This window comes from Roseospira marina (assembly GCF_014197855.1).
In the GTDB taxonomy this organism is placed as follows: Bacteria; Pseudomonadota; Alphaproteobacteria; order Rhodospirillales; family Rhodospirillaceae; genus Rhodospira; species Rhodospira marina.
Genome location: NZ_JACIGJ010000011.1, coordinates 44265 through 66106 on the forward strand (window position 1 = coordinate 44265; position 21842 = coordinate 66106).

Sequence of the window (21842 nt, forward strand, 5' to 3'; positions counted from 1 at the left end):
AGACCGGGCGGCCCTCCGTCACGGGCCGGCCTGCATCGCGGTTTCGCGGTCCTCAACCCCCTCCGGCACCGGACGCGGCCGCCCGTCGTCGTCCAGCGCGACGAAGGTGAACGTGCCCTCGGTCACCTTCACGCAGGCGCCCACGGCACCCCGGCGTGCCCAGGCCGCTACGGTCAGCGTCAGCGAGGTGCGGCCGACGCGGATCAGCCGCGTGTAGCAGGTCACCTGATCGCCCACATTCACAGGGCGATGAAAGGAAAAGCCGTCCACGGCGATGGTCGCCACCCGCCCCTGCGCCAGGGTGCGGGCATGGGTGCCGCCGGCCAGATCCATCTGGCTCATCAGCCAGCCGCCGAAGATATCGCCCGCCGGATTGGTGTCCGCCGGCATGGCCAGAGCGCGGATCGACACCGCGCCCTCGGGGTACTCCTGTTCGGTCACGTGCAGCCTCGCGCTTGGGGGAACCGGTTCGCCCTTGTATGCCGCAGGTGCGCGCGCGGGTCCAGCCGGGTCGCCCGTCAACCCGCTGGACGCGCCGCACCCGCCGTGCCTACTCTCGCCCGCGTTCCCTGTTCCCGAGGCCCGATCCGCCATGAACGAATTTCTCCGGCTGCTGGACCGCCTGATCGTGCGGCCGCAGGGCCATCGCATCCTGCGCTCCGGTCAGGTCAACCTGCGGCCGGTCAAGGACCTGGACCGCATCGACGCCGACGACAGCCTTGCCGCCGCGCAAGCCCTGTTCGCGGGCACGGGCGATGGCACGGACCGTGCGTTCCCCCTCACCGTCATGCTGCGCACCTGCCTGCGGGACCCGCGCCGCACGCGCCGGCACCCGGTCATCGACGGCCCGCTGGAGTCGGCGATCCTGGCCTGCGTGGGGTCCCTGGTCGCCAGCATCACGCACGCCGTGGAATCTGGCGCCGTGACCGACGTGACGGTGGAGGTGGACGACGACCGCTCCGACCCCGACGCCCGCGCCGCGATCGAGGCGATCCTGGGCCGCCTGACGGTGCCCTGGACCCTGCGCACGCCGGAGGAGACGCTCGCCGGGCCGATCCTGCACGCCCAGTTCCGCCGCGCTGCCGCCCTCGACCGCCTCGTTTATGTGGTCGAGGACGACTACCTGCACCAGCCGGAGGCCATCGCGTCCCTGGTCGGCTTCTACCGGCAGGTCCACGCGGCCACCGGCGGCCCCATGATGCTGCACCCGCAGGAACCGCGCGTGCTCTACAACCGGCATTATCCCAGCTATCTGGTGCTCGGCCCGGATCGCCGCTGGCGCACCACCCGCCACATGAGCCACACCCTGTTCACCCACGGCCATGTGGTGCGGGACCACTGGGACGACGTCGAGAACACGCGCTACGTCGGCCATCCGACGAAGCGGCAGGCCCACAAGGGCGCGGAGCGCAACACGACCAACCGCGTGCTGCGCGTGCTGCCCGGGTTCTGCCCCATCCCCGCGCTCGCCGCGCACTTCCAGGCGCCGGAGCTGCTGCCGCCGTTTTTCGACTGGACCGCGCTGTTCGCGGCGCACCGCCCAGAGGCCGCACCCTAGACACCACGAGATAAGGTAGTGCCCCCGCGTGGCGCCACCAGATCGCCTTGTTCCGCTCCCCCCTCGTCCCTATACTCCGCCGCCATGGTCGACCTGTTTACGAATGATCCCAAACCGTCCGGGTCCGGCGCGCGCGGTCTGTCCGCCGCCGCCCCCGGTTCGTCCGACGCATCCTTTTACGGCGCCGAGCAGATCGAGGTGCTGGAGGGGCTGGAACCCGTGCGCCGCCGCCCCGGCATGTACATCGGCGGCACCGACGAACGCGCCCTGCACCATCTGGTCGCGGAAGTGCTCGACAACAGCATGGACGAGGCCGTCGCCGGCCACGCCAGCACCATCGAAGTCCGGCTGGACCCCGACAATCAGGTGACCGTGAAGGACAACGGGCGTGGCATTCCGGTGGATCCCCACCCCCGTTTCCCCGACAAGTCGGCGCTGGAGGTGATCCTCACCACCCTGCACGCGGGCGGCAAGTTCGGCGGCAGCGCCTACAAGGTCGCGGGCGGCCTGCACGGCGTCGGCGCCTCGGTGGTCAACGCCCTGTCGGAGGAACTGCGGGCCGAAGTGGCCCGCGACGGTGCCCTGTGGACGCAGACCTTCCACAAGGGAATCCCGGCCGGCCCGCTGGAGAGCGGTCCCCTGCCCGGCCGTCGGCGCGGCACGACCATCACCTTCCGCCCCGACCTGACGATTTTCGGCGCCCGCGCCCGGTTCAAGCCGTCCGCGCTGTTCCGCATGGTGCGGTCGAAAGCCTACCTGTTCCACGGCGTCAAAATCCGCTGGCGTTGCGACGCCTCGCTCATCGCCGACGGCGACAGCACGCCGGCGGAAGAGGACCTGCACTTCCCCAACGGCCTGCGCGACTTCCTGCAAGCCACGCTGAAGGGCCGCGCGCTGCTGGGGGCCGGCGTGTTCGCGGGCGCCGCCGATCTGGCGGAGGACCGGGGCAAGGTCGAATGGGCGCTGGCGTGGCCGGAGGACGGGGAGTCGTTCCTGGGCTCCTACTGCAACACCGTACCGACGCCCGAGGGCGGCACCCACGAGACCGGGCTGCGCAACGCCCTGCTGCGCGGCCTGCGGGGCTACGCCGAGATGGCGGGCCACAAGAAAGGCAGCCAGATCACCGCCGAGGACGTGACCGGCGGCGCCTGCGTGCTGCTGTCGCTGTTCCTGCGCGATCCGCAGTTCCAGGGCCAGACCAAGGAAAAGCTGGCCAGCGCCGAAGCCACCCGGCTGGTCGAGCAGGCCATGCGCGACCACCTGGACCACTGGCTGTCGGCCGATCCGGACAGCGCCAACGCCCTGCTCGCCAGCGCCCTGGAGCGCGCGGAAGAGCGTCAGCGCCGCAAGCAGGCCAAGGACCTGACGCGCAAATCCGCCACCAAGCGGCTGCGCCTGCCGGGAAAGCTGGCGGACTGCTCCCGCTCCGTGGCGGCCGGAACCGAGCTGTTCATCGTGGAGGGCGATTCGGCCGGCGGCTCCGCCAAACAGGCGCGCGCCCGCGAGACCCAGGCCATCCTGCCCCTGCGCGGCAAGATCCTGAACGTCGCCAGCGCCTCCGCCGACAAGCTGCGCGCGAACCAAGAGTTGACCGATCTGGTTGAGGCCCTGGGCTGCGGCATTCGCGACCGCTTCGACGCCGACAAGCTGCGCTATGAAAAAATCATCGTGATGACGGACGCCGACGTGGACGGCGCCCACATCGCGTCGTTGCTGATGACGTTCTTCTATCGGGAGATGCCCAAGCTGATCGAGGCCGGGCACCTGTACCTGGCCATGCCGCCGCTGTACCGGCTGGCCCAGGGCGGCACCGTGATCTACGCCCGCGACGACGCCGACCGGGAGCGCATCACCCGCGAGATCCTGACCGGGCGCGGCAAGATCGAGGTCAGCCGCTTCAAAGGCTTGGGCGAGATGCCGCCCTCGCAGCTCAAGGAAACCACCATGGACCCGAAGCGGCGCGTGCTGCTGCGCGTCGTGGTGCCCAGCCGCAAGACGGAAGAGGACCAGGAGGAGGCCCGCGAAACCGCCAGCCTGGTCGAGCGCCTGATGGGCCGCAAGGCGGAAACCCGCTTCGCCTTCATCCAGGAAAACGCGAAGTTCGTCGAGGGGCTGGATGTGTAGGTGACCTGGTGTGCCGGCCGCTCAACTGAGCGGTCGCACAGACACCCTACCCCGCCAGCTCCGCCAGAACGTCGGCCAGGGTGTCGGGCCACGGGCGCGGGGTGAGGCCGAACGTCCGGGTCAGCTTGCCGCAGTCCAGCACGGAGTTCGCCGGCCGCTGCGCGGGCGTGGGGAACTCCGCCGTCGTAATCGGATGCACCGGCGGGCGCTTGCCGGTCCGCGCCGCTTGCGCCGCCACGATGGCCTCGGCGAAGCCATGCCACGTCGTGGCCCCCGCCCCAGCCATGTGATACGTGCCCCAGGCGTCGTCCCGGCCGTCGAGCACGATCTGGCGGGCGATCTCGACCACCACGCGGGCGATGTCGTGCGCCGCCGTCGGGCAACCGTGCTGGTCGGCCACCACACGAAGCTCCGGCTTTTCGGCCGCCAACCGCAGCATGGTCTTGACGAAGTTCTTGCCGTGGGCGCTGAACACCCAGGCGGTGCGCAGAATGACATGGCGCGGACATTCCGCCCGCACGGCGACCTCGCCCGCCAGCTTGGAGCGACCATAGGCCCCCAGCGGCGCCACGGGGTCGTCCTCGACGTACGGGCCGGCCTTGGTGCCGTCGAACACGTAGTCGGTCGAAATCTGGATCAGCGGAATCCCGGCGGTCGCACAGGCCATCGCCAGGGCGCGCGGCCCCTCGCCGTTGACACGCTCGGCCAGGGCCTCGTCGGTCTCGGCGGCGTCCACGGCGGTGTAGGCGGCCGGATTCACGACCAGCGAAAAGGCGCCGTCCCGCACCACGGTAGCGGCGGCCTCGGGAGCCGACAGGTCCAGGGTTTCGCGGCCGGCCATGACCGGGGTCAGCCCCGCCGGCCACGCCGCGCGGGCCAGTTCCGTTCCGACCTGCCCGGTCGCCCCGGTGACCAGAACGCGCGCGGTTTCTTCCCCGGTCATGCTTTCACCCCGAGCCGCTGCCCACCATAGACGCCAGCGCGCAGGGGCGCCCACCAATCCTCGTTGTCCAGATACCACGCCACGGTCTGGCGGATGCCGCTGGCGAAGTCATGCACCGGGGCCCAGCCCAGCTCCCGCTTGATCTTGCTGGCATCGATGGCGTAGCGGAAATCGTGCCCCGGGCGGTCCGTCACATAGGTGATGAGGTCGCGGCGTGGGCGTTCGGCCGGACGCAGGGTGTCCAGCGTATCGCAGATGGTGTGCACGACATCGAGGTTCTTCCGCTCGCTGTCGCCGCCGACGTTGTAGCTCTCGCCGACGCGCCCGGTGGTCAGGATGGTCCACAGCGCGCGGGCGTGGTCCTCCACATGCAGCCAGTCGCGCACATTCTCGCCCTTGCCGTAGACCGGCAGCGGTTTGCCGTCGAGCCCGTTCAGGATCATCAGCGGGATCAGCTTCTCCGGGAACTGGCGCGGCCCGTAGTTGTTGGAGCAGTTGGACGCCACGACAGGCATTCCGTAGGTGTGGTGCCACGCCCGCACCAGATGGTCCGACCCGGCCTTGGAGGCTGAATAGGGGCTGTTCGGGGCGTAGGGCGTCTCCTCGGTGAAGAAGCCGGTGGCGCCCAAGGTCCCGAACACCTCGTCGGTGGAGACGTGGTGGAACCGGAACGCCGCGCGCCGATCGTCGGGCAGCGCCTTCCAGTGCGCGCGGGCCGCCTCCAGCATCTGGTAGGTGCCGACCACATTGGTGTCGATGAAATCCGCCGGCCCGTCGATGGAGCGGTCCACGTGGCTCTCAGCGGCCAGATGCATCACCGCGTCGGGGTCATGGTCGCGGAACACCTGCGCCAGCGCGGCGCCGTCGCGGATGTCCACCCGCTCGAAGGCGTAGCGCGGATCGGCGGCCCAGTCCGCCAGGGAGGCCGGATTGGCCGCGTAGGTCAGCGCGTCGACGTTGACGACCTGGGCGTCGGTCGTCTCCAGGACATGGCGGATAACGGCCGAACCAATGAACCCACAGCCGCCGGTGACAAGAACCTTCACGGGATCCGCTCCTTATTTCAAGACGACGCGCCAGTATGGCACACGCGAGTCACGCGCGCGCCCGCGCGGGTCCCGTATAGTGAATTTGAGGCGACCCTGTCACGCGTTCTCCGGACGAGCCGCGTTTTCTGGGTTGTCGCGGCGGATCGCCCGCCGTACACCCGGGCGCATCCTTCGCCCCCGTTTGACACGAGAGACCGCCATGCAGATCGAAGCCCTGGCCATCCCCGAGGTGCGCGTCCTGCGCCCGCGCAAGTTCGGCGACCATCGAGGCTTCTTCTCGGAGACGTACAACAAGAAGGCCCTGGCGGAGGCCGGCATCGCCCTGGACTTCGTGCAGGACAACCACTCTCTCTCCGCCACGCCGGGCACGCTGCGCGGCCTGCACTTCCAGATCCCGCCCATGGCGCAGGACAAGCTGGTGCGGGTGGTGAAGGGCGCGGTGTTCGACGTCGCCGTGGACCTGCGCGCCAGTTCGCCCACGTACCGCCAGTGGGTGGGCGTAACCTTGAGCGCCGAGGAATGGAACCAGATCCTGGTGCCCATCGGCTTCGCCCACGGCTTCCTCACGCTGGAGCCGGATACCGAGGTCGAATACAAGGTCACGAACTACTACGCGCCGGACTGCGATCGGGGCATCCTCTGGAACGACCCCGATCTGGCGATCGACTGGCCGCTGCCGGCGGGTCTGGACGCCCCGGTGCTGTCGGACAAGGACGGCAAGGCGCCCCGGCTGAGCGCCTGCGATCCGTTTTTCCCGTAAGGCCCCGGATGGAACGGGCCTTACGGGCTCTCTGGTGCCGCGTCCTCCGGCACCGCCAGCCGACCGACGCGGGCGGAGAACGTAACGGTGTGGGCAAAGACCGCGCCCGTCGTCAGATCGTTCAGCCCGGCAATCCGCGTGCAATACACGCCGCGCAGGGCCGTGACCCGCTCGCCGACCGACAATCCCGGAACCCGCTCGAGATAGCCGTCCCACAGGCCACGCAGGCCGGCCTCATCGGGCAGGTGACCCGGGTTAGACTGGACGATGCGACCGATCTCGGCCCGGGTCCGGGTGTCCACCCAGTCGGCGGGGACGGGCGGGCAGGTTGCGGCCCGCTCGACCTCCGGCGAGGGCGGTCCCACCTCGGCCCGCAAATCGGCCACATCGCCACGGGTGGCGTTCGCCGGCGCATCGTTGCCCCAGGCGGTGCGGACATAGTTCGCCACGGCCGCGATCTCGGCATCCGAAAGACTCTCGGCAAAGCTGGGCATGACGCCGTACACGTCCTTCGGCGGCAGACCGGCCAGAAGCGCGGTCAAGACGTTGGTCGGTTCCTCGGCCACCACGCCGCCGTTGTCCGGCAGACGGGCCGCCACGCCCCGGGCCCCCAGCCCGTCCGCACCGTGACAGCCCTCGCAATTCCGCGCGTACAGCCGGGCTCCAGCCGAATCGTCGTCCGGCCCGGTATCCGCCGGGTCCGCTGCGGTCTCACCGGCGGTGTCGGGCGTGGTCTCGGACTCCGGCAGTTGCGACATCAGATAGGCGGCCATGGCGCTCACATCCTCGCGGGGCACCTCTGACAGCGTTTCTGTGACATGCGCCATCTCGCCGAACGCCGGCACGTTGCGACCGGTGTGTTCCCGCATCAGGAAGTCCGTCAGGCTGTCCTCGGTCCAATTGCGGAGAACCGAGTCCGCCCCGCCGCTGATGTCCGGGGCATACCAGCGGCCCAGGCTGGCGCCGGTCAGGTATGCGCCACTGTCGGAGCCGCCCAGGGCGTCGCGCGGGGTGTGACAGGCGCCGCAGTGCGCCACACCCTCGACCAGATACCGACCGCGCTGCACGCGGTCCGGGACGTCCGGATCGGGCTCGAAGCGGCCCGGATCGTAGTACAGCGTGCGCCAGAACCACAGACTGGCCCGCACATCGAAGGGAAACGGCAGCTGGTTGACCTCCACCGCGTTGTGCACCGGCGGGACCGTCTGCATGTAGGCCCACAACGCCTCCAGGTCGGCGTCGGTCATCCGTGTGAAGGACGTATACGGCATGGCAGGATACAGCGGCGCACCATCCGGCCGGATGCCGTCCCGCACGGCGGCATCGAACGCCTCCAGAGTCCAGTCGCCGATCCCCGTCTCCGGATCGGAGGTGATGTTGGGACCGATCAGATTGCCGAACGGCGTGGTCACCACGAAGCCACCCGCGTAAGGCTCTCCGTCCTCCGCCGTGTGACAGGATTCGCAGTTGCCCTCGGCCGCCAGGATGCGGCCCCGCTCAATGCGGGCCGCATCGGACTCGGCCCCGGAGTCGGTGGCGGCCAGGGCCGCCCCACCCCAGCCCCCCGATCCGAACGCCGCCATCCCGCACAGCACGATCATGGCGGTCCCTGGGGGGATGATTGAGCGCGCGGGGTTCAACGCTCCCCAGAGCGATGGACGTAGGGCCATGGTAGACGCCTCCTCGGAACCGAAAATGGAAAAGCCGTCGGCGCCACCGATTGGCCGCCGGCACACACAGAAGCCACAGCCACGACGACAGCCCCGCCGATCACACGCATGCGCAGGAGTGCGGCACCCGGGACCTGGGGTTTGGTGTGCAGGGTAAGCGAACGGGCCGCGGCGCAGAACCCCCCCATGTTTTCAAGGGCGCCTGTGTTTTCGAGACCACACGACGGTTCGATGCGGTCCGCCACGCGGCGCGCCATAGCGCGTACGCCCTGTCAGGATTCGGGCGGGCCGTCGACCGCAAAAGCCTCCACCGCGACGCGGCGGGCCGCATCGTCCAGACCCACCGAACGCAAGCCCCGGATCACGCCGCGCAGGGTCTCCAGCGACGCCCCGGCCGGGCCATCGGGGCCGAGCGCGTTGAGCACGAGCGCCACCGTCTCGCCCAGTCGGCCGGCGGCGGAGGCCTGTTCCAGCGCCGCCAGATCGTCCGGCGCCGTGTGCCCGCCGGTAACGGTCAGCGCCTCGACGAACACGCGGTTGGTTCGCACCGGCAGCCAGTGGGCCTCCCCGATATCCGCGCCCAGCGCCTCCAGCAGCGACAGCAGCACGACGTGGTCGCGATCGAGCGTCTCGCGGCTGTGCGACGCGCCTCCCAGACGGGCGGCCCGCGCCTGTCGCCAGTAGGCCAGCCGGTCCGTCGGCACCGCGTCCCCCACCGCCGGATCAGCCAGCCGCGCCAGCGGCCAGACCAGGGCCGCCGCGTCCTCGGCGTCTGTATCCCCGGCGCGGCCCTGCGCCTCCAGCCGGTGCAGCCACGCGCGCCCGGCTTCCAGGGCACCGGCGGTGTAGAGCGCCCGGCCGGCGGCCTCCCCCAGGAGAGAGGGCACGCGCGGCTCCACCGGGATGTCGCGGATCAGGGGCGCATACAGCCGGGCGTGGGTGGGGTAGAGCCCGGGGGTGCGGGCGCGGCTGGTCTCCAGGGGATACAGCAGCCCCTCGGCGAGTTTGGTCGGATTCGTCTCACGGAACAGAATGGCGTAGGCCAGAGCGCGGGCGCGCGCGGTGCCGCCCTGCACGACCTGGGACACCGGCGTCTCCAGGTCCCGGGAATCGATCGCCAAACCGGCCCAGACCGCCCCCAGGGTCTCCAGCGACACGGCCCCGGCAGCGGCGGCGGTCTCGGCGGCGGCGGCGCGCACCGTCGGCGGCCCGCCCTGCTCCGCCAGGGCCAGGGCGCGGGCGGTCCAGGGCGCGGACGGATCCACGGCGTCCGGCGGCGCCTTCACGTCAGGCAGGCGCCGCAGCAGCCGCCACGCCACCGGGGTGGCGCCGGCCATGCGGTCGGGCGCCGGACTGTTCAAGCCGGCCAGCCGCTCGACCAGCAGGCTGAAGGCCCGTCCGCCACTCGCATCCGTGTCCGCGCCCATCTCGCGCAGCAGGCTCAGGCCCAGAAGAGCCGCGTCGCGGCGCCCGTCCAGCAGATCGCAGTGGATGGTGGCTTTTTCCCAGATCGGGTCCGGGTAACGCGCGCGCACCGACCGCGCCAGCGCGCAGGCGCGCCGGTCGTCGGCGTCCACCAGCAGCGCGCGCAGCCGCAGCCGGTCCACCCGGGCGTCCCGCCCGACCGGAGCGGCCAGGGCCATGATGTCATCCGCCGACGCGCCAGCGGCCGCCAGCAGATCGAGCCGCGTGCGCAGCAGGTCGAGCGTATCCAGACCCACGGGCGCCCGCTGCACGCTGAGCAGCAGGCGGCGGCGCAAGTCGGCCATCACGGGCGAGGTGGTGCCCACCGGAAGGACGGCCAGCAGATCGGCCACCCGCGCGCCCGGCGTTCCCTCCCACAGCGTGTCCGGAAACCCGCCGACGCGCGGGGTCAGGAGGCCGATGGTGTGCGGCAGGGGTCCGCCGGAGACCTCGGCGTCGGATGCAGCCGGTCCGGTGTCGCCGGGACTCGTGCGCTCGCTGTCCGTAACACCACCGGGCGGCGGTGCAATTTCGCGCGGCGCGGCCAGAGGGGGCGGCGCGTCGGACGGACGTGTCGGGTCAAGCATCGGGTCGGAGGGCGCCCCGGGAGCAACCCGCCACTCCGGCTCCGGGGGTGGGGCACCAGGCCCTGGGGCGGGAGCCGGGGCGGGCGATGGCGCCCGCATCTCCGGCGGCAGCAGTTGCAACGGTGCCTGTTGCGCCAGGGCCGCGCCGGTCATCACGCTCACGAGAGTCGGTATCAGCGCCAGGGCGCGGACGAAACCGGACCGCGCACGCCAAGCGGCCGCCGATGGCCCGCTAGAACCGGTCATTAGGGATGACCTCCTCGACCGCCCGGGTCGGAGGTTTCATGTCCCAGGTGGCCAGCAACGCGCCCCCCGCCACCACCAGACCCAGCAGCAGAAGCGCCAGGGCCTTAAGCAGGACCCCAGACGAGTCATCTCCCGTAAACCGACCGCGCCGTCGTGCCACGCCTGTCTCCCTCTGCCTTGCCGTGCCGATGCGCCCATCCACCCGGTTAAGGCCCGTCCCACCCTGGACAGACCCCCGTTGGCGGTCTAAACAGCACGGATACCCTGGGCTCGACCCGAGCCCGCAACCTTCTCAAGCCGGATGATCAGACTTGAACCATGGCGACCGCGAGGCAGTGTAAAGACCCCCCGGCCCCGACGCAACGCATCGCCATGACGCGCACCGTGGTCCTGGTCGGGCTGATGGGCGCGGGCAAAAGCTGCGTGGGCCGGCGCTTGGCCGGGCGCCTTGGGTGCGCGTTCCTGGACGCCGACGACGAAATTGTCAAGGCCGCCGGCCTGAGCGTCGCGGACATCTTCCGCCTGTACGGGGAGGCCGCGTTCCGGGATTGCGAACGCAAGGTGATGGAGCGGCTGCTGACCGGAACGCCCTGTGTGCTGGCCACCGGTGGCGGCGCCTTCATGGATGCCGAGACCCGCGCGCTGATCCAGGATCAGGCGATCTCGGTCTGGCTGCGCGCCGACCTGGACACGCTCGTCTCGCGCACCGCCGGTCGCACCCACCGGCCGTTGCTGAACAGCGGCGATCCGCGCGCCAAGCTTCAGGCGCTGATGACCGAACGCTATCCCGTCTATGCCGAGGCCACCGTGACCGTGGACACCGGCCCGGACAGCGCCGACCACACCACACAGAAGGTTCTGGACGCGCTCGCCGCGCACGGACACGCGGAGGGAAAGGCCACCCCATGACCATGATGACCGCCGGCACCACCCGGGTGGACGTCGCCCTCGGGGCGCGCGGCTATCCCATCCTGATCGGGCCGGGCCTGCGCGCCCGCGTCGGCACCCTGATCCGCGAGGCCCTCCCCAAGGCGCGCCGCGCCTTCGTGGTCACCGACACCCGCGTCGCCGCTCTGTACCAGAATGACCTGACCACCGGGCTGGAGCGCGCGGATGTGGCGTGGACGCTCCACGCCGTTCCGGCCGGCGAGGCCAGCAAGAGCTTCGCCCATCTGGAGGCTCTGCTGGAGGCCATGCTCGGCTTCGGGATCGAGCGCGGCACCCCGGTGATCGCGCTGGGCGGCGGGGTCGTGGGCGATCTGGCGGGCTTCGCCGCCGCCGTGGCGCTGCGCGGCGTGCCCCTGGTGCAAATCCCGACCACCCTGCTGTCGCAGGTGGACAGCAGCGTGGGCGGCAAGACCGCCATCAACAGCCGCCACGGCAAGAACCTGATCGGCGCCTTCCACCAGCCCCAGCTGGTGCTGGCGGATACCGAAACGCTGAACACCCTGCCCCGCCGGGAGCTTCTGGCCGGCTACGCCGAGACCGCCAAATACGGCCTGATCGGTGACGCCCCGTTCTGGGACTGGCTGGAAGCGCACGGGGCGGCCCTGCTCGACGGGGATCCGGCCCTGCGCGCCGAGGCCATCGCGATCAGTTGCCGCGCCAAGGCGGCCGTGGTCGCCGCCGACGAGCGCGAGGCCGGCCAGCGCGCGCTGCTCAACCTGGGCCACACCTTTGGCCACGCCCTGGAAGCCGAGACGGGCTATGGTCCCGACCTGCTGCACGGCGAGGGTGTCAGCATCGGCATGGTGATGGCGTTCGACCTGTCGCACCGGCTGGGCCTGTGCGCCGGTCCCGACGTGGAGCGGGTGCGCCGCCATTTCGAGGCCGTCGGCCTGCCGGTGCGCCCCGACCCAAGCCGGGCGTGGAATATCGACCGGTTGCTGGCGCATATGGCCAAGGACAAGAAGGTCGAGGACGGCCGCGTCACCTTCGTGGTGGCGGACGGCATCGGTCACGCCCATGTGAAGCGCGACGTTCCCATGGAGACGGTGCGGAACACCCTGGCGGCGGTCGTGGGGTAAAACAGCGCCCCGCGCCGCCGGATCGCACCGGCACACACCGCACGGCTCCCCATCCCCCCGCCACCGGCCCGCGCCGGGACGGCATCGCGGGGGCTTACCGTTCCACCAGCCCCGGCCACCAGAAGCCCCGGACCCATGATCGAATCCATCCTCGCCATCGTGCTGCTGCTCGTACTGTCGGGCCTGTTCTCGGGCTCGGAAACCGCGCTCACGGCCGCCTCGCGTCCGTTGATGATGGAGCTGGAAAAGGGCGGAAACCGTCGCGCCAGCCTCGTCAACCAGCTTCTGAAAACCCGCGAGCAGCTTATCGGCACCATTCTTCTCGGCAACAACCTGGTCAACATCCTGGCCTCGTCGCTGGCCACCAGCGTGATGATCGCCGCGTTCGGCGAGACGGGCGTGGTCTACGCCACCGCCGCCATGACGGTGCTGGTGCTGATCTTTGCGGAGATCCTACCCAAGACCTACGCCCTGACGCACACCAACACGGCGGCGCTGGCGGTGGCCCCGATCATGCGGGTGCTGACCTGGGTGTTCTGGCCCGTGACCCGGGTCATCCAGGGGCTGGTCCAGGTGATGCTGAAGATGTTCAAGGCCGACGCCGGGCAGGAGAAGACCGCCCCCCACGCGCTGGCGGAACTGCGCGGCGCCATTGAGCTGCACACCGCCGAGGCCGACGGCGACGGGCCGGCCGGCCGCACGGTGCGCCGCGAGCGGGCCATGCTGAAAAGCGTGCTGGACCTCGCCGACGTCGAGGTCGGGGAGATCATGGTGCACCGCTCCAAGCTGGTGATGATCGACGCCGACCTGCCGGCCTCTGAAATCGTCGAGCAGGTGCTGAACAGCCCCTATACGCGCATCCCGCTGTGGCGCGACCGCATGGACAACATCGTCGGCGTGCTGCACGTCAAGGCGCTGCTGCGCGCGGTGCAAGCCTACACCGGCAATCTGGATGAAATGGACGTGGTGGGTCTGGCCTCGCCCACGTGGTTCATCCCGGACACCACGACGCTGCTGCACCAGCTCCAAGCCTTCCGCGAGCGGCGGGAGCACTTCGCCATGGTCGTCGACGAGTACGGGACCATCATGGGCGTGGTGACGCTGGAGGACATCCTGGAAGAGATCGTCGGCGACATCACCGACGAGCACGACGTGCAGGTCGCCGGCGTGCGGCCGCAGGCGGACGGGTCCTATCTGGTCAACGGCGACGTCACGATCCGCGACCTGAACCGGGAATTCGAGTGGGACCTGCCGGACGACGTGGCCAACACCCTCGCCGGCTTGGTGCTGCACGAGGCCCGGCGCATCCCCGACCCCGGCCAGACCTTCCTGTTTCACGGCTTTCGGTTTGAGGTGCTGAAGCGCATGCGCAACCGCATCACCTCGATCAAGGTCATTCCGAAGGCCCCGGATCCGTCGGAGTAAGGGCGTTTGGCGGGCGGGCGCACCCCCGCCCGCCGCGTTACCTCAGGCGCCGCGGCCCAGCATGCGGGTCAGGGTTTCGTCCTTGTTAAGCACATGATGCTTCACGCCGACGGCGGCGTGCAGGCCGACCGCGATGACCATCGCCCAGCCGACGTATTCATGGACCATGTGGGGCAGTGCAGCCTGAGCCGGGTCGTCACCGATCGCGGGGATGGTGAACAGCCCGAGGACATTGACCTCGTGGCCGCTCAGGACCGACATCATCACGCCGGACACGGCCAGCACGGCCGCACCGACCAGAAGCAGGAGATGCATACCAGCGCGCGCCAGGGCTTCGGGCGCGGACGTGCCGGCGATCGGACCGGGGCGCGTGGCCTGCATCCACCGCCAGATCACCATCCAGACCAAAAGGACGGCGGCGACGATTCCGACCTGCTTGTGCAGCGGAATCAAGTAGGGCCGTGCCGACTCCGGCAGCACCTCGGCCAACAAAAGGCCGGTGATCAGGAGCCCCAGCACAACGGCAACCAGGGTCCAGTGATTGAAGATGGAGATGGCGCCGAAGCGCTCCTTGCTGTCGCGAATGGACATGGCGTGACTCCCGTCCCGAGTTAGCGCCGGATGGCGTGTGTCCGCAGAGGTACGCCCTTCCGCTGCGCACTGCATTGACGAGAATCAGATCGCGCCCTGCCAAAACAAACGCGTAATGAACGTTTCCAGCGCAAGCCTGCGCATCCCCCATAGATCTCAACGGGCTCGCACGATTTTGATATCGCTTCTTAAAATCATAACGATTTATAATCGTTGACTTTTCGACCTAGGCTCGGCATTGGGTAGTCCGAACGGGGAGTAGCGACCGCCCATTGGCGGGAGCGTGTCAACATACTCGCGGCACATCCGCGTGGCACGCTCGGCCTTCGCGAAGTCGGCCCCTTGGGGACGACTACGCGTGGTTTCGCGAGACCGTGGCACAAGCACACGGCCGCCAACACAGGCTGTGTGTTGCTTGGTGTGGCCACGCGTCGTAAAGGACCATCCCCATGTCCCCTCTCGCCATCGGTATTCTCGCGCTCGGCATGTCCATTGACGCCCTGGTTGCGGCGATCGGACGTGGCGCCTGCGGGTCGCGTCCGGGGTTCCTGGCGGCGTTGCGCACCGGCTTGGTGTTCGGGCTGGTGGAAGCCGTCAGCCCGCTCATCGGATGGGCCATCGGCATCGGCGCCAGCGCGTATGTCGCCCGCGTCGATCACTGGATCGCCTTCGTGCTGCTGGGCATCGTGGGGGGCCGCATGGTCGCGAGCGGCCTGCGGCGCGCCGACACGGACTGTGGCGACGCCGACCAGCCCAGCCGCGCCCCCCTGCACGCCGGCCTGCTGATGCTGGTCGTGACCGCCGTCGGCACCTCGATCGACTCGATGGCCGTCGGGGTCTCGCTGGCCTTCCTAAACGTCAACATCCTGCTCATCGCCGTGGCCATCGGCTGCTCGACGACCGTCATGGCGACGACCGGCATGCTGACCGGCCGCCTGTTGGGCACCCGGTTCGGGCGCAAGGCCGAAATCCTCGGCGGTGTCGTGCTGATCGGCCTGGGCAGCCACATCCTGGCCTCGCACATTCTGGAGTAAGGTCCCTCCCCGTCTCTGCGTTGTGCACACGCCGCCGCCGGGGTATGCCGGCCGGCATCCCCCGCGAACACCGGAGAGAAAGACCATGGCGCCCCAGCCCCCCGATACACGCGACACCCTGGTGGTCAACGTGTTCGGCGGGCCCGGAGTCGGCAAATCCACCTTCGCCGCCACCCTGTTCGCGGCCCTGAAACGCCACCACGTCTGCGTCGAACTGGTCACCGAGGTGCCGAAGGACCGCATTTGGGAGGGCCGCCCGCACGCCATCCATAACAAGGTCACCATCCTGGGCGACCAGTGGGGCCGGATCGAGATCCGGCTGGGCAAAGTGGATGTGGTGGTCTGCGACGGGCCGGTGCTGCTGGCGAGCGTGTATGCGTCGCCCGACGACCCGCCGTGTTTCCACGAGCTGGTGCGGTGGTGCCACGCGCGGCCGCGCCGCCTCGACCTGCGACTGGAGCGGCCGCCGGTCGCCTACGACACCTATGGCCGCCTCGAATCGTGGGAGGAGGCGCAGGCCGCCGACCAGCGGGTCCAGGCTCTCCTGGCCGAGGTCAGCGGCGATGCCGTGTGGACGGTGACCGACCGCGACGGCGACCTGCCCCGGATCGTCGAGGCGGTTCTGGCGCGGCTCCCCGCCCCGGCCTGAGGGCGGCCGAAAGCGCCGCGCCCCGTCAGTGCTTCAGGATCTGGCTCAGGAACAGCCGGGTGCGGTCGCTCTTCGGGTTGCTGAAGAACTCCGATGGGGCCGCCTGCTCGACCACCTGCCCGCTGTCCATGAACACGACCCGGTCCGCCACCGTCTTGGCGAAGCCCATTTCGTGGGTAACGCAGACCATGGTCATGCCGGACTCGGCCAACTGCACCATGACGTCCAGCACCTCCTTGATCATCTCGGGATCGAGGGCGGAGGTCGGCTCATCGAACAGCATCAGCTTCGGGTTCATGCACAGCGCCCGGGCAATGGCCACGCGCTGCTGCTGACCGCCCGACAACTGGCCGGGATATTTCTTGGCCTGCTCGGGGATCTTCACCCGCTCCAGCAGGGACATGGCGCGCTCCTCGGCCTGCCGACGCGGCTCCTTGCGCACCCAGATCGGCGACAGCACGCAGTTCTCCAGCACCGTCAGATGCGGGAACAGATTGAAGTGCTGGAACACCATCCCGACCTCGCGGCGGATCGCGTCGATCTTCTTGATATCCTCGGTCAGTTCGATGCCGTCCACGACGACGGTGCCGGTCTGGTGCTCCTCCAGCCGGTTGACGCAGCGGATCATGGTGGACTTGCCGGACCCCGACGGGCCGCACACAACGATGCGCTCGCCCTTGTGGACGGTCAGGTTGATGTCCCTCAGGACATGGAAACTGCCGTACCACTTGTTCATGTCGGTGATCTGGATCATCGCTTCGGCGCCGACCTCGTGGCCGATGCGTTGGCCGTCCGTCCGCCCACTCGGGTCCTGCTTATCGATGCTGATGCTCATGGGTGTCCGTCCTTGCGGGTCAACGGAAGAAACGAGGTCGGAAAGGCGGGAGGACGCGGGTTCGGGCGGGGCGTCATCGCTTGTGTCCCGTGTGCAGCTTGCGCTCCAGGCCCTGGCTGTACTGGGACATGCCGAAGCAGAACACCCAGAAGCACAGGGCCGCGAACACATAGCCCTCGATCGCCACATGGCCCCAGGCCGGGTCCACGATGGCCGACTGCACCGCGCCCAGGATGTCGAACAGGCCGATGATCAGCACCAGCGTGGTGTCCTTGAACAGCGCGATGAAGGTGTTGACGATGCCCGGGATCACCAGCTTGAGCGCCTGCGGCAGGGTCACGAGCAGGGTCGCCTTCCAGTATCCCAACCCCAGGGCGGCGGCGGCCTCGTACTGGCCCTTGGGAATGCCTTGCAGGCCGCCCCGGACGACCTCCGCCATATAGGCCGACCAAAACATCGAAATCCCGATCAAGGCGCGCAGCAGCTTGTCGAAGTTCACCCCATCGGGCAGGAACAGCGGCAGCATCACCGAGGCCATGAACAGCACGGAAATCAGCGGCACGCCGCGCCACAGCTCGATGAACAGCACGCAGATGGTGCGGATGATCGGCATGCCGGAGCGCCGGCCCAGCGCCAACAGGGTGCCCACCGGCAGGGACACGACGATGCCCACGTAGGACAGCACCAGGGTCAGCATCAGGCCGCCCCACTTGCTGGTTTCGATGAACGGCAGGCCGAACAGCCCCCCCATCAGCAGCACCGCCGCGAGGACCGGATACAGGGTCAGGGCGAAGACTCCCAGCCAAGTCCGCACCTTCGCCGGGACCATCGGAAAGAACTGCGGCACCAGCGCGAGGGCCAACAGGATGAAAACCGTGTTGACCCGCCAGCGTTCCGGGTCCGGGTAGAAGCCGTAGATGAAGAAGTTCAGCCGCTGCCCGATGAACACCCAGCACGCGCCCTCGCCGGTGCAGGCGTCGTTGGAGTCCCCGAAGAAGTTCGCGCTGAGAATGGCCCAGTCGATCACCGGCGGAACCAGCACCCACACCAGATACGCCGATAGCAGCGTCAACAGGGTGTTCGGGATCGAGGAGAACAGGTTCTGGCGCGCCCAGCCGGCCAGGCCGACCGTCCGGGGCGGTGGCGGCAGCGCCGGCCGGGGGGTGAACACCTGCGATTCGGAGTCGCGAGAGCTCATGGCCTACCGCTCCTTCAGGGCCACGGCCCGGTTGTACAGATTCATGAGCAGCGAGATGATCAGGCTGATGGACAGATAGACCGCCATGGTCATCGCGACGATCTCCACGGCCTGCCCCGTCTGGTTCAGGGTCGTCCCCATGAACACCGCCACCAGATCGGGATAGCCGATGGCCGTCGCCAGCGAGGAGTTCTTGGTGAGGTTCAGGTACTCACTGGTCAGCGGCGGGATGATGACCCGCATCGCCTGCGGAATGATGATCAGTCGCAGCGTTTTGCCCCGGCTCAGCCCCAGGGCCTGGGACGCTTCCGTCTGGCCGTGGCTGACCGACTCGATACCGGAGCGGACGATCTCACCGATGAACGCGGCCGTATAGATGGTCAGCGCCAGCCACAGCGAGATCAGCTCAGGGATCAACTGCACACCGCCCCGGAAGTTGAAGCCCTTCAGCTCCGGCCGGTCCAAGGTGACCGGCGACCCCATCAGCAGGAATACGAGGGTCGGCAGCCCGATCACCAGCAGCACAGACACCGGCCACGCCGGGAAGCGGACCCCGGTCTCGTCCTGGCGTTTCTTGGACCAGCGCAGCAGCAGCGCCGCGCCCACGAGCACCGCGATGAGCGTCACCCCAACAACCCAGAACCCCGGCTCGGGATGCGGCCAGGGGATGTACAGACCCCGGTTGTTCAGGAACATCGCGCCGGGAAATTCCAGGCTACCGCGCGGGCTGGGCAGCGTGCGCAGCACCGCGAAGTACCAGAAGAAGATCATCAGCAGCGGCGGGATGTTGCGCGTGATCTCGATATAGACCAACGCGATTTTGGCGATCAGCCAGTTGTTCGACAGTCGCGCCACGCCCAGCACGAACCCGATCACGGTGGCGAAGACGATCCCCAGGCCCGAGACCAGCAGGGTGTTCAGAATGCCGACGATGAAGGTGCGGCCGTAGGTGTCGGCCTCGTCATAGGGGATCAGCGAGAACAGAATCCCGAACCCGGCCGTGTTGTCCAGGAACCCGAATCCGGTCGTGATCCCCCGGCTTTCCATATTGGTGAGTGTGTTCTGAAAGATGGTCCAGAAGAACCACAGCACCAGCACCAAGGCGAGCCCCTGAAACACCAGCGCGCGGATGCGTGGGTTGTTCCAGGGTGCGGGAGTTCGGGGCGCGGCCGGTTCGGCCATGGACGACACCTCCTGACGAGGGAAACAGGGGAGGGAAACGATGACGGGGAGAGGAGAGACGGCAGGAAGGGGCGCACGAGACAGGGCGAGCGCCGGGGTGGCGCCCGAATCCGGGCCGGCCCCATGAAGAGGGCGGCCCGGTCGGTGGCCGGGTTTAGCGGATCGGCGGGGCGTACTGGATGCCGCCGGCGGTCCACAGCGCGTTCAGCCCGCGCGCGATCTCCAGCGGCGTGTCCATGCCGACGTTGCGCTCGAACATCTCGCCGTAGTTGCCGACCTGCGCCACGACGTTGGCCGCCCAGTCCGCGGACAGACCCAGCTTCTCGCCCATGTCGCCGTCGGTGCCGACCAGACGCTTGATGGACGGGTTGTCGGCGTTCTTCATGTCTTCGACGTTGTCCATGGTCACGCCCAGCTCCTCGGCATTGAGCTGCGCGAACAGCGTCCACTTGACGATGTTGAACCACTGGTCATCGCCCTGGCGCACGGCCGGGCCCAGGGGTTCCTTGGAGATGACCTCGGGCAGCACCATCGCGCTCTCCGGATCGTCCAGCTTGGTGCGCAGCGAGTAGAGCTGCGACTGGTCGGAGGTCAGCACGTCGCAACGACCGGAATCGAAGCCCTGCGCGGTTTCGCTGATGGCGGAGAACACGACCGGGTTGTACTCCATGCCCTTGAGCCGGAAGTAGTCCGCCAGGTTCAGCTCCGTCGTGGTGCCGGCCGCCACGCAGACGGACGCGCCATCCAGCTCGGTCGCGCTGGTCACCCCCAGATCCTTGCGGATCATGAAGCCCTGACCGTCATAGAACGTCACACCGGTGAAGTTCAGGCCCAGGGACACGTCGCGGGTAAGTGTCCAGGTGGTGACGCGCGACAGCACGTCGATCTCGCCCGATTGCAGGGCGGTGAAGCGCTCTTTGGCCGTCAATGGGACGAACTTCACCTTGTCGGCATCGCCCAGCACGGCGGCGGCGACGGCGCGGCAAAAGTCGACATCCAGCCCACTCCAGGTGCCGGTGCTGTCCGGGATCGAGAACCCGGACAGGCCCGTGGAGACACCGCAGGCGACCTCGCCGCGATCCTTCACGGCGTCCAGGGTCGGCCCGGCGATCGCCGCGCCGGCGGACAGGGCGACGGTGGCGGCGCCGACCACAAGGGCGGCAGCAAAACGCGTCATGAGAAACCTCAACACAGTCTTTGGAACCAGCCTTCGGAAGGCCGGCTTTGGAACCAGCCTTCGGAAGGCCGACTTTGGAACCAACCTTCGGAAGGCCGGCTTTGGAACCAGCCTTCGGAAGGCCGACTTTGGAACCAACCTTCGGAAGGCCGGCTTTGGAACCAGCCCTCGCAGGGCCGGCAGCCTTGCGAACCGGCCCCCGAGGGCGGGAGCGGCGCCGGAGCGGTCTCACGAACCGTCCCGAACCGCCCCCGCCACGGCCCAGGGCCGGGTAAGGGTCAGCGGGCGAAAATCAGCGGATCGGCGGGGCGTATTGGATGCCGCCGGCGGTCCACAGCGCGTTCAGCCCGCGCGCGATCTGAAGCGGGGTGTCCATGCCGACGTTGCGCTCGAACATCTCGCCGTAGTTGCCGACCTGCGCCACGACATTGGCCGCCCAGTCGGCGGCCAAGCCCAGCTTTTCGCCCATGTCCCCGTCGGTGCCGATCAGACGCTTGATGGACGGGTTGTCGGAGCTCTTCATGTCCTCGACGTTGTCCATGGTCACGCCCAGTTCCTCGGCGTTGAGCTGCGCGAACAGGGTCCACTTCACGATGTTGAACCACTGATCGTCCCCCTGGCGCACGACCGGCCCCAGGGGCTCCTTGGAGATGACCTCGGGCAGCACCATCGCGCTGTCGGGATCGTCCAGCTTGGTCCGCAGAGCGTAGAGCTGCGACTGGTCGGATGTCAGAACGTCGCAGCGACCTGCCGAGAAGCCCTGCACGGTCTGGTCGGAGGTGTCGAACACGACCGGGCTATATTCCATGCCCTTGAAGCGGAAGTAGTCCGCCAGGTTCAGCTCGGTGGTCGTGCCGGCCTGGATGCACACCGACGCGCCGTCCAGCTCGGTCGCGCTGGACACGCCCAGGTCCTTCTTCACCAGGAAGCCCTGGCCGTCGTAGTAGTTCACGCCCGCGAAGTTCAGGCCGAGCGAGGAATCGCGGGTCAGCGTCCAGGTGGTGTTGCGCGAAAGGATATCGATCTCGCCGGATTGCAGAGCGGTGAACCGCTCCTTGGCCGTCAATGGCACGAACTTCACCTTGTCGGCGTCGCCCAGCACGGCGGCGCCCACCGCCCGGCACACGTCGACATCGATGCCGGACCACTGCCCGGACTCATCGGGGTTGGAGAAGCCGGGCAGACCGGTCGAGACACCGCAGACCACTTCGCCGCGTTCCTTCACGGCGTCCAAGGTTTCGGCCGCAAACGCGGCGCTGGTGGACAGAGCGACGGTGGCGGCGCCAGCCACAAGGGCGGCAGCAAAACGCATCATGAGGGCCT

Annotated in this window: 20 protein-coding genes and 1 riboswitch; of the genes, 8 read left to right on the top strand and 12 right to left on the bottom strand. The window is 68.8% G+C overall.

From position 1 onward, the window contains the following. Nucleotides 1–18: 18 nt before the first annotated feature. Complete coding sequence (locus GGD82_RS14180) at nt 19–390, bottom strand: acyl-CoA thioesterase (RefSeq protein WP_150062973.1); 372 nt, start codon at nt 388–390, stop codon at nt 19–21. A gap of 202 nt (nt 391–592) precedes the next feature. Here GGD82_RS14180 and GGD82_RS14185 point away from each other — a divergent pair, with 202 nt between their 5' ends. Then, a complete protein-coding gene (locus GGD82_RS14185; RefSeq protein WP_150062923.1) occupies nt 593–1558 on the top strand; it encodes a hypothetical protein in 966 nt (321 codons plus the stop codon). Between the two features lie 84 nt (nt 1559–1642). Beyond that, entirely contained in the window at nt 1643–3682 is a 2040-nt protein-coding gene (parE, locus tag GGD82_RS14190) for a DNA topoisomerase IV subunit B (RefSeq protein WP_150062922.1), read from the top strand. 46 nt (nt 3683–3728) lie between these two features. Here the strand turns inward: parE and rfbD are convergent, their stop codons facing one another. Continuing rightward, nucleotides 3729–4625, bottom strand: coding sequence for a dTDP-4-dehydrorhamnose reductase (gene rfbD, locus GGD82_RS14195; protein ID WP_150062921.1), 897 nt, complete (start codon nt 4623–4625; stop codon nt 3729–3731). Next, nucleotides 4622–5671, bottom strand: a complete 1050-nt coding sequence (rfbB, locus tag GGD82_RS14200; protein WP_150062920.1) for a dTDP-glucose 4,6-dehydratase — start codon at nt 5669–5671, stop codon at nt 4622–4624. Before rfbB ends, rfbD begins: the two co-directional genes overlap by 4 nt. A 202-nt stretch (nt 5672–5873) precedes the next feature. On the opposite strand from rfbB, the gene rfbC reads away from it, so the two are divergent. Next, nucleotides 5874–6434, top strand: a complete 561-nt coding sequence (gene rfbC, locus GGD82_RS14205) for a dTDP-4-dehydrorhamnose 3,5-epimerase (protein WP_150062919.1) — start codon at nt 5874–5876, stop codon at nt 6432–6434. 20 nt (nt 6435–6454) lie between these two features. Here the strand turns inward: rfbC and GGD82_RS14210 are convergent, their stop codons facing one another. From GGD82_RS14210 to GGD82_RS14220, 3 genes are all read right to left on the bottom strand, one after another. After that, nucleotides 6455–8104, bottom strand: coding sequence for a cytochrome c (locus tag GGD82_RS14210; protein WP_150062918.1), 1650 nt, complete (start codon nt 8102–8104; stop codon nt 6455–6457). Nucleotides 8105–8376: 272 nt separating this feature from the next. Next, complete coding sequence (locus GGD82_RS14215) at nt 8377–10401, bottom strand: NACHT domain-containing protein (protein WP_184013289.1); 2025 nt, start codon at nt 10399–10401, stop codon at nt 8377–8379. Beyond that, nucleotides 10388–10561: a hypothetical protein gene (locus GGD82_RS14220; protein WP_170284329.1), complete on the bottom strand. Its 174-nt coding sequence runs from the start codon at nt 10559–10561 to the stop codon at nt 10388–10390. The genes GGD82_RS14215 and GGD82_RS14220 overlap by 14 nt, the downstream gene beginning before the upstream one ends. A 158-nt stretch (nt 10562–10719) precedes the next feature. Between GGD82_RS14220 and GGD82_RS14225 the strand changes: the two genes are divergently transcribed. The 3 genes from GGD82_RS14225 to GGD82_RS14235 all read left to right on the top strand — a co-directional run bounded on the left by GGD82_RS14225 (nt 10720) and on the right by GGD82_RS14235 (nt 13853). Continuing rightward, nucleotides 10720–11310, top strand: coding sequence for a shikimate kinase (locus tag GGD82_RS14225; RefSeq protein WP_150062916.1), 591 nt, complete (start codon nt 10720–10722; stop codon nt 11308–11310). Continuing rightward, nucleotides 11307–12428, top strand: a complete 1122-nt coding sequence (gene aroB, locus GGD82_RS14230) for a 3-dehydroquinate synthase (protein ID WP_170284333.1) — start codon at nt 11307–11309, stop codon at nt 12426–12428. Before GGD82_RS14225 ends, aroB begins: the two co-directional genes overlap by 4 nt. 135 nt (nt 12429–12563) lie before the next feature. Further along, nucleotides 12564–13853 carry an HlyC/CorC family transporter gene (locus GGD82_RS14235; protein ID WP_150062915.1) on the top strand — a complete coding sequence of 430 codons (1290 nt, stop codon included), beginning with the start codon at nt 12564–12566 and terminating at the stop codon, nt 13851–13853. A 42-nt stretch (nt 13854–13895) separates the two neighbouring features. Here GGD82_RS14235 and GGD82_RS14240 read toward each other — a convergent pair whose 3' ends face one another. Further along, on the bottom strand, nt 13896–14444 hold the full coding sequence (locus GGD82_RS14240; protein ID WP_170284332.1) for a cytochrome b: 549 nt from the start codon (nt 14442–14444) through the stop codon (nt 13896–13898). 247 nt (nt 14445–14691) lie between these two features. Then, a riboswitch (yybP-ykoY riboswitch) is annotated at nt 14692–14887 on the top strand. 6 nt (nt 14888–14893) lie between these two features. Between GGD82_RS14240 and GGD82_RS14245 the strand changes: the two genes are divergently transcribed. Next, nucleotides 14894–15478 carry a manganese efflux pump MntP gene (locus tag GGD82_RS14245; RefSeq protein ID WP_150062913.1) on the top strand — a complete coding sequence of 195 codons (585 nt, stop codon included), beginning with the start codon at nt 14894–14896 and terminating at the stop codon, nt 15476–15478. Between the two features lie 85 nt (nt 15479–15563). Beyond that, on the top strand, nt 15564–16127 hold the full coding sequence (locus GGD82_RS14250) for an AAA family ATPase (RefSeq protein ID WP_150062912.1): 564 nt from the start codon (nt 15564–15566) through the stop codon (nt 16125–16127). Between the two features lie 25 nt (nt 16128–16152). On the opposite strand, the gene GGD82_RS14255 is transcribed toward GGD82_RS14250, so the two are convergent. The 5 genes from GGD82_RS14255 to GGD82_RS14275 all read right to left on the bottom strand — a co-directional run bounded on the left by GGD82_RS14255 (nt 16153) and on the right by GGD82_RS14275 (nt 21834). Then, nucleotides 16153–16881 carry an amino acid ABC transporter ATP-binding protein gene (locus tag GGD82_RS14255; protein ID WP_150062970.1) on the bottom strand — a complete coding sequence of 243 codons (729 nt, stop codon included), beginning with the start codon at nt 16879–16881 and terminating at the stop codon, nt 16153–16155. Nucleotides 16882–17035: 154 nt separating this feature from the next. Beyond that, the gene (locus GGD82_RS14260; RefSeq protein ID WP_150062911.1) at nt 17036–18160 is read right to left on the bottom strand and encodes an amino acid ABC transporter permease; all 1125 of its coding nucleotides are present in this window, start codon (nt 18158–18160) and stop codon (nt 17036–17038) included. Nucleotides 18161–18163: 3 nt separating this feature from the next. Continuing rightward, nucleotides 18164–19342 carry an amino acid ABC transporter permease gene (locus GGD82_RS14265; protein ID WP_150062910.1) on the bottom strand — a complete coding sequence of 393 codons (1179 nt, stop codon included), beginning with the start codon at nt 19340–19342 and terminating at the stop codon, nt 18164–18166. A gap of 154 nt (nt 19343–19496) precedes the next feature. Continuing rightward, nucleotides 19497–20519, bottom strand: a complete 1023-nt coding sequence (locus GGD82_RS14270; protein ID WP_150062909.1) for an amino acid ABC transporter substrate-binding protein — start codon at nt 20517–20519, stop codon at nt 19497–19499. Between the two features lie 292 nt (nt 20520–20811). Next, complete coding sequence (locus GGD82_RS14275) at nt 20812–21834, bottom strand: amino acid ABC transporter substrate-binding protein (protein WP_150062908.1); 1023 nt, start codon at nt 21832–21834, stop codon at nt 20812–20814. Nucleotides 21835–21842: the final 8 nt, after the last annotated feature.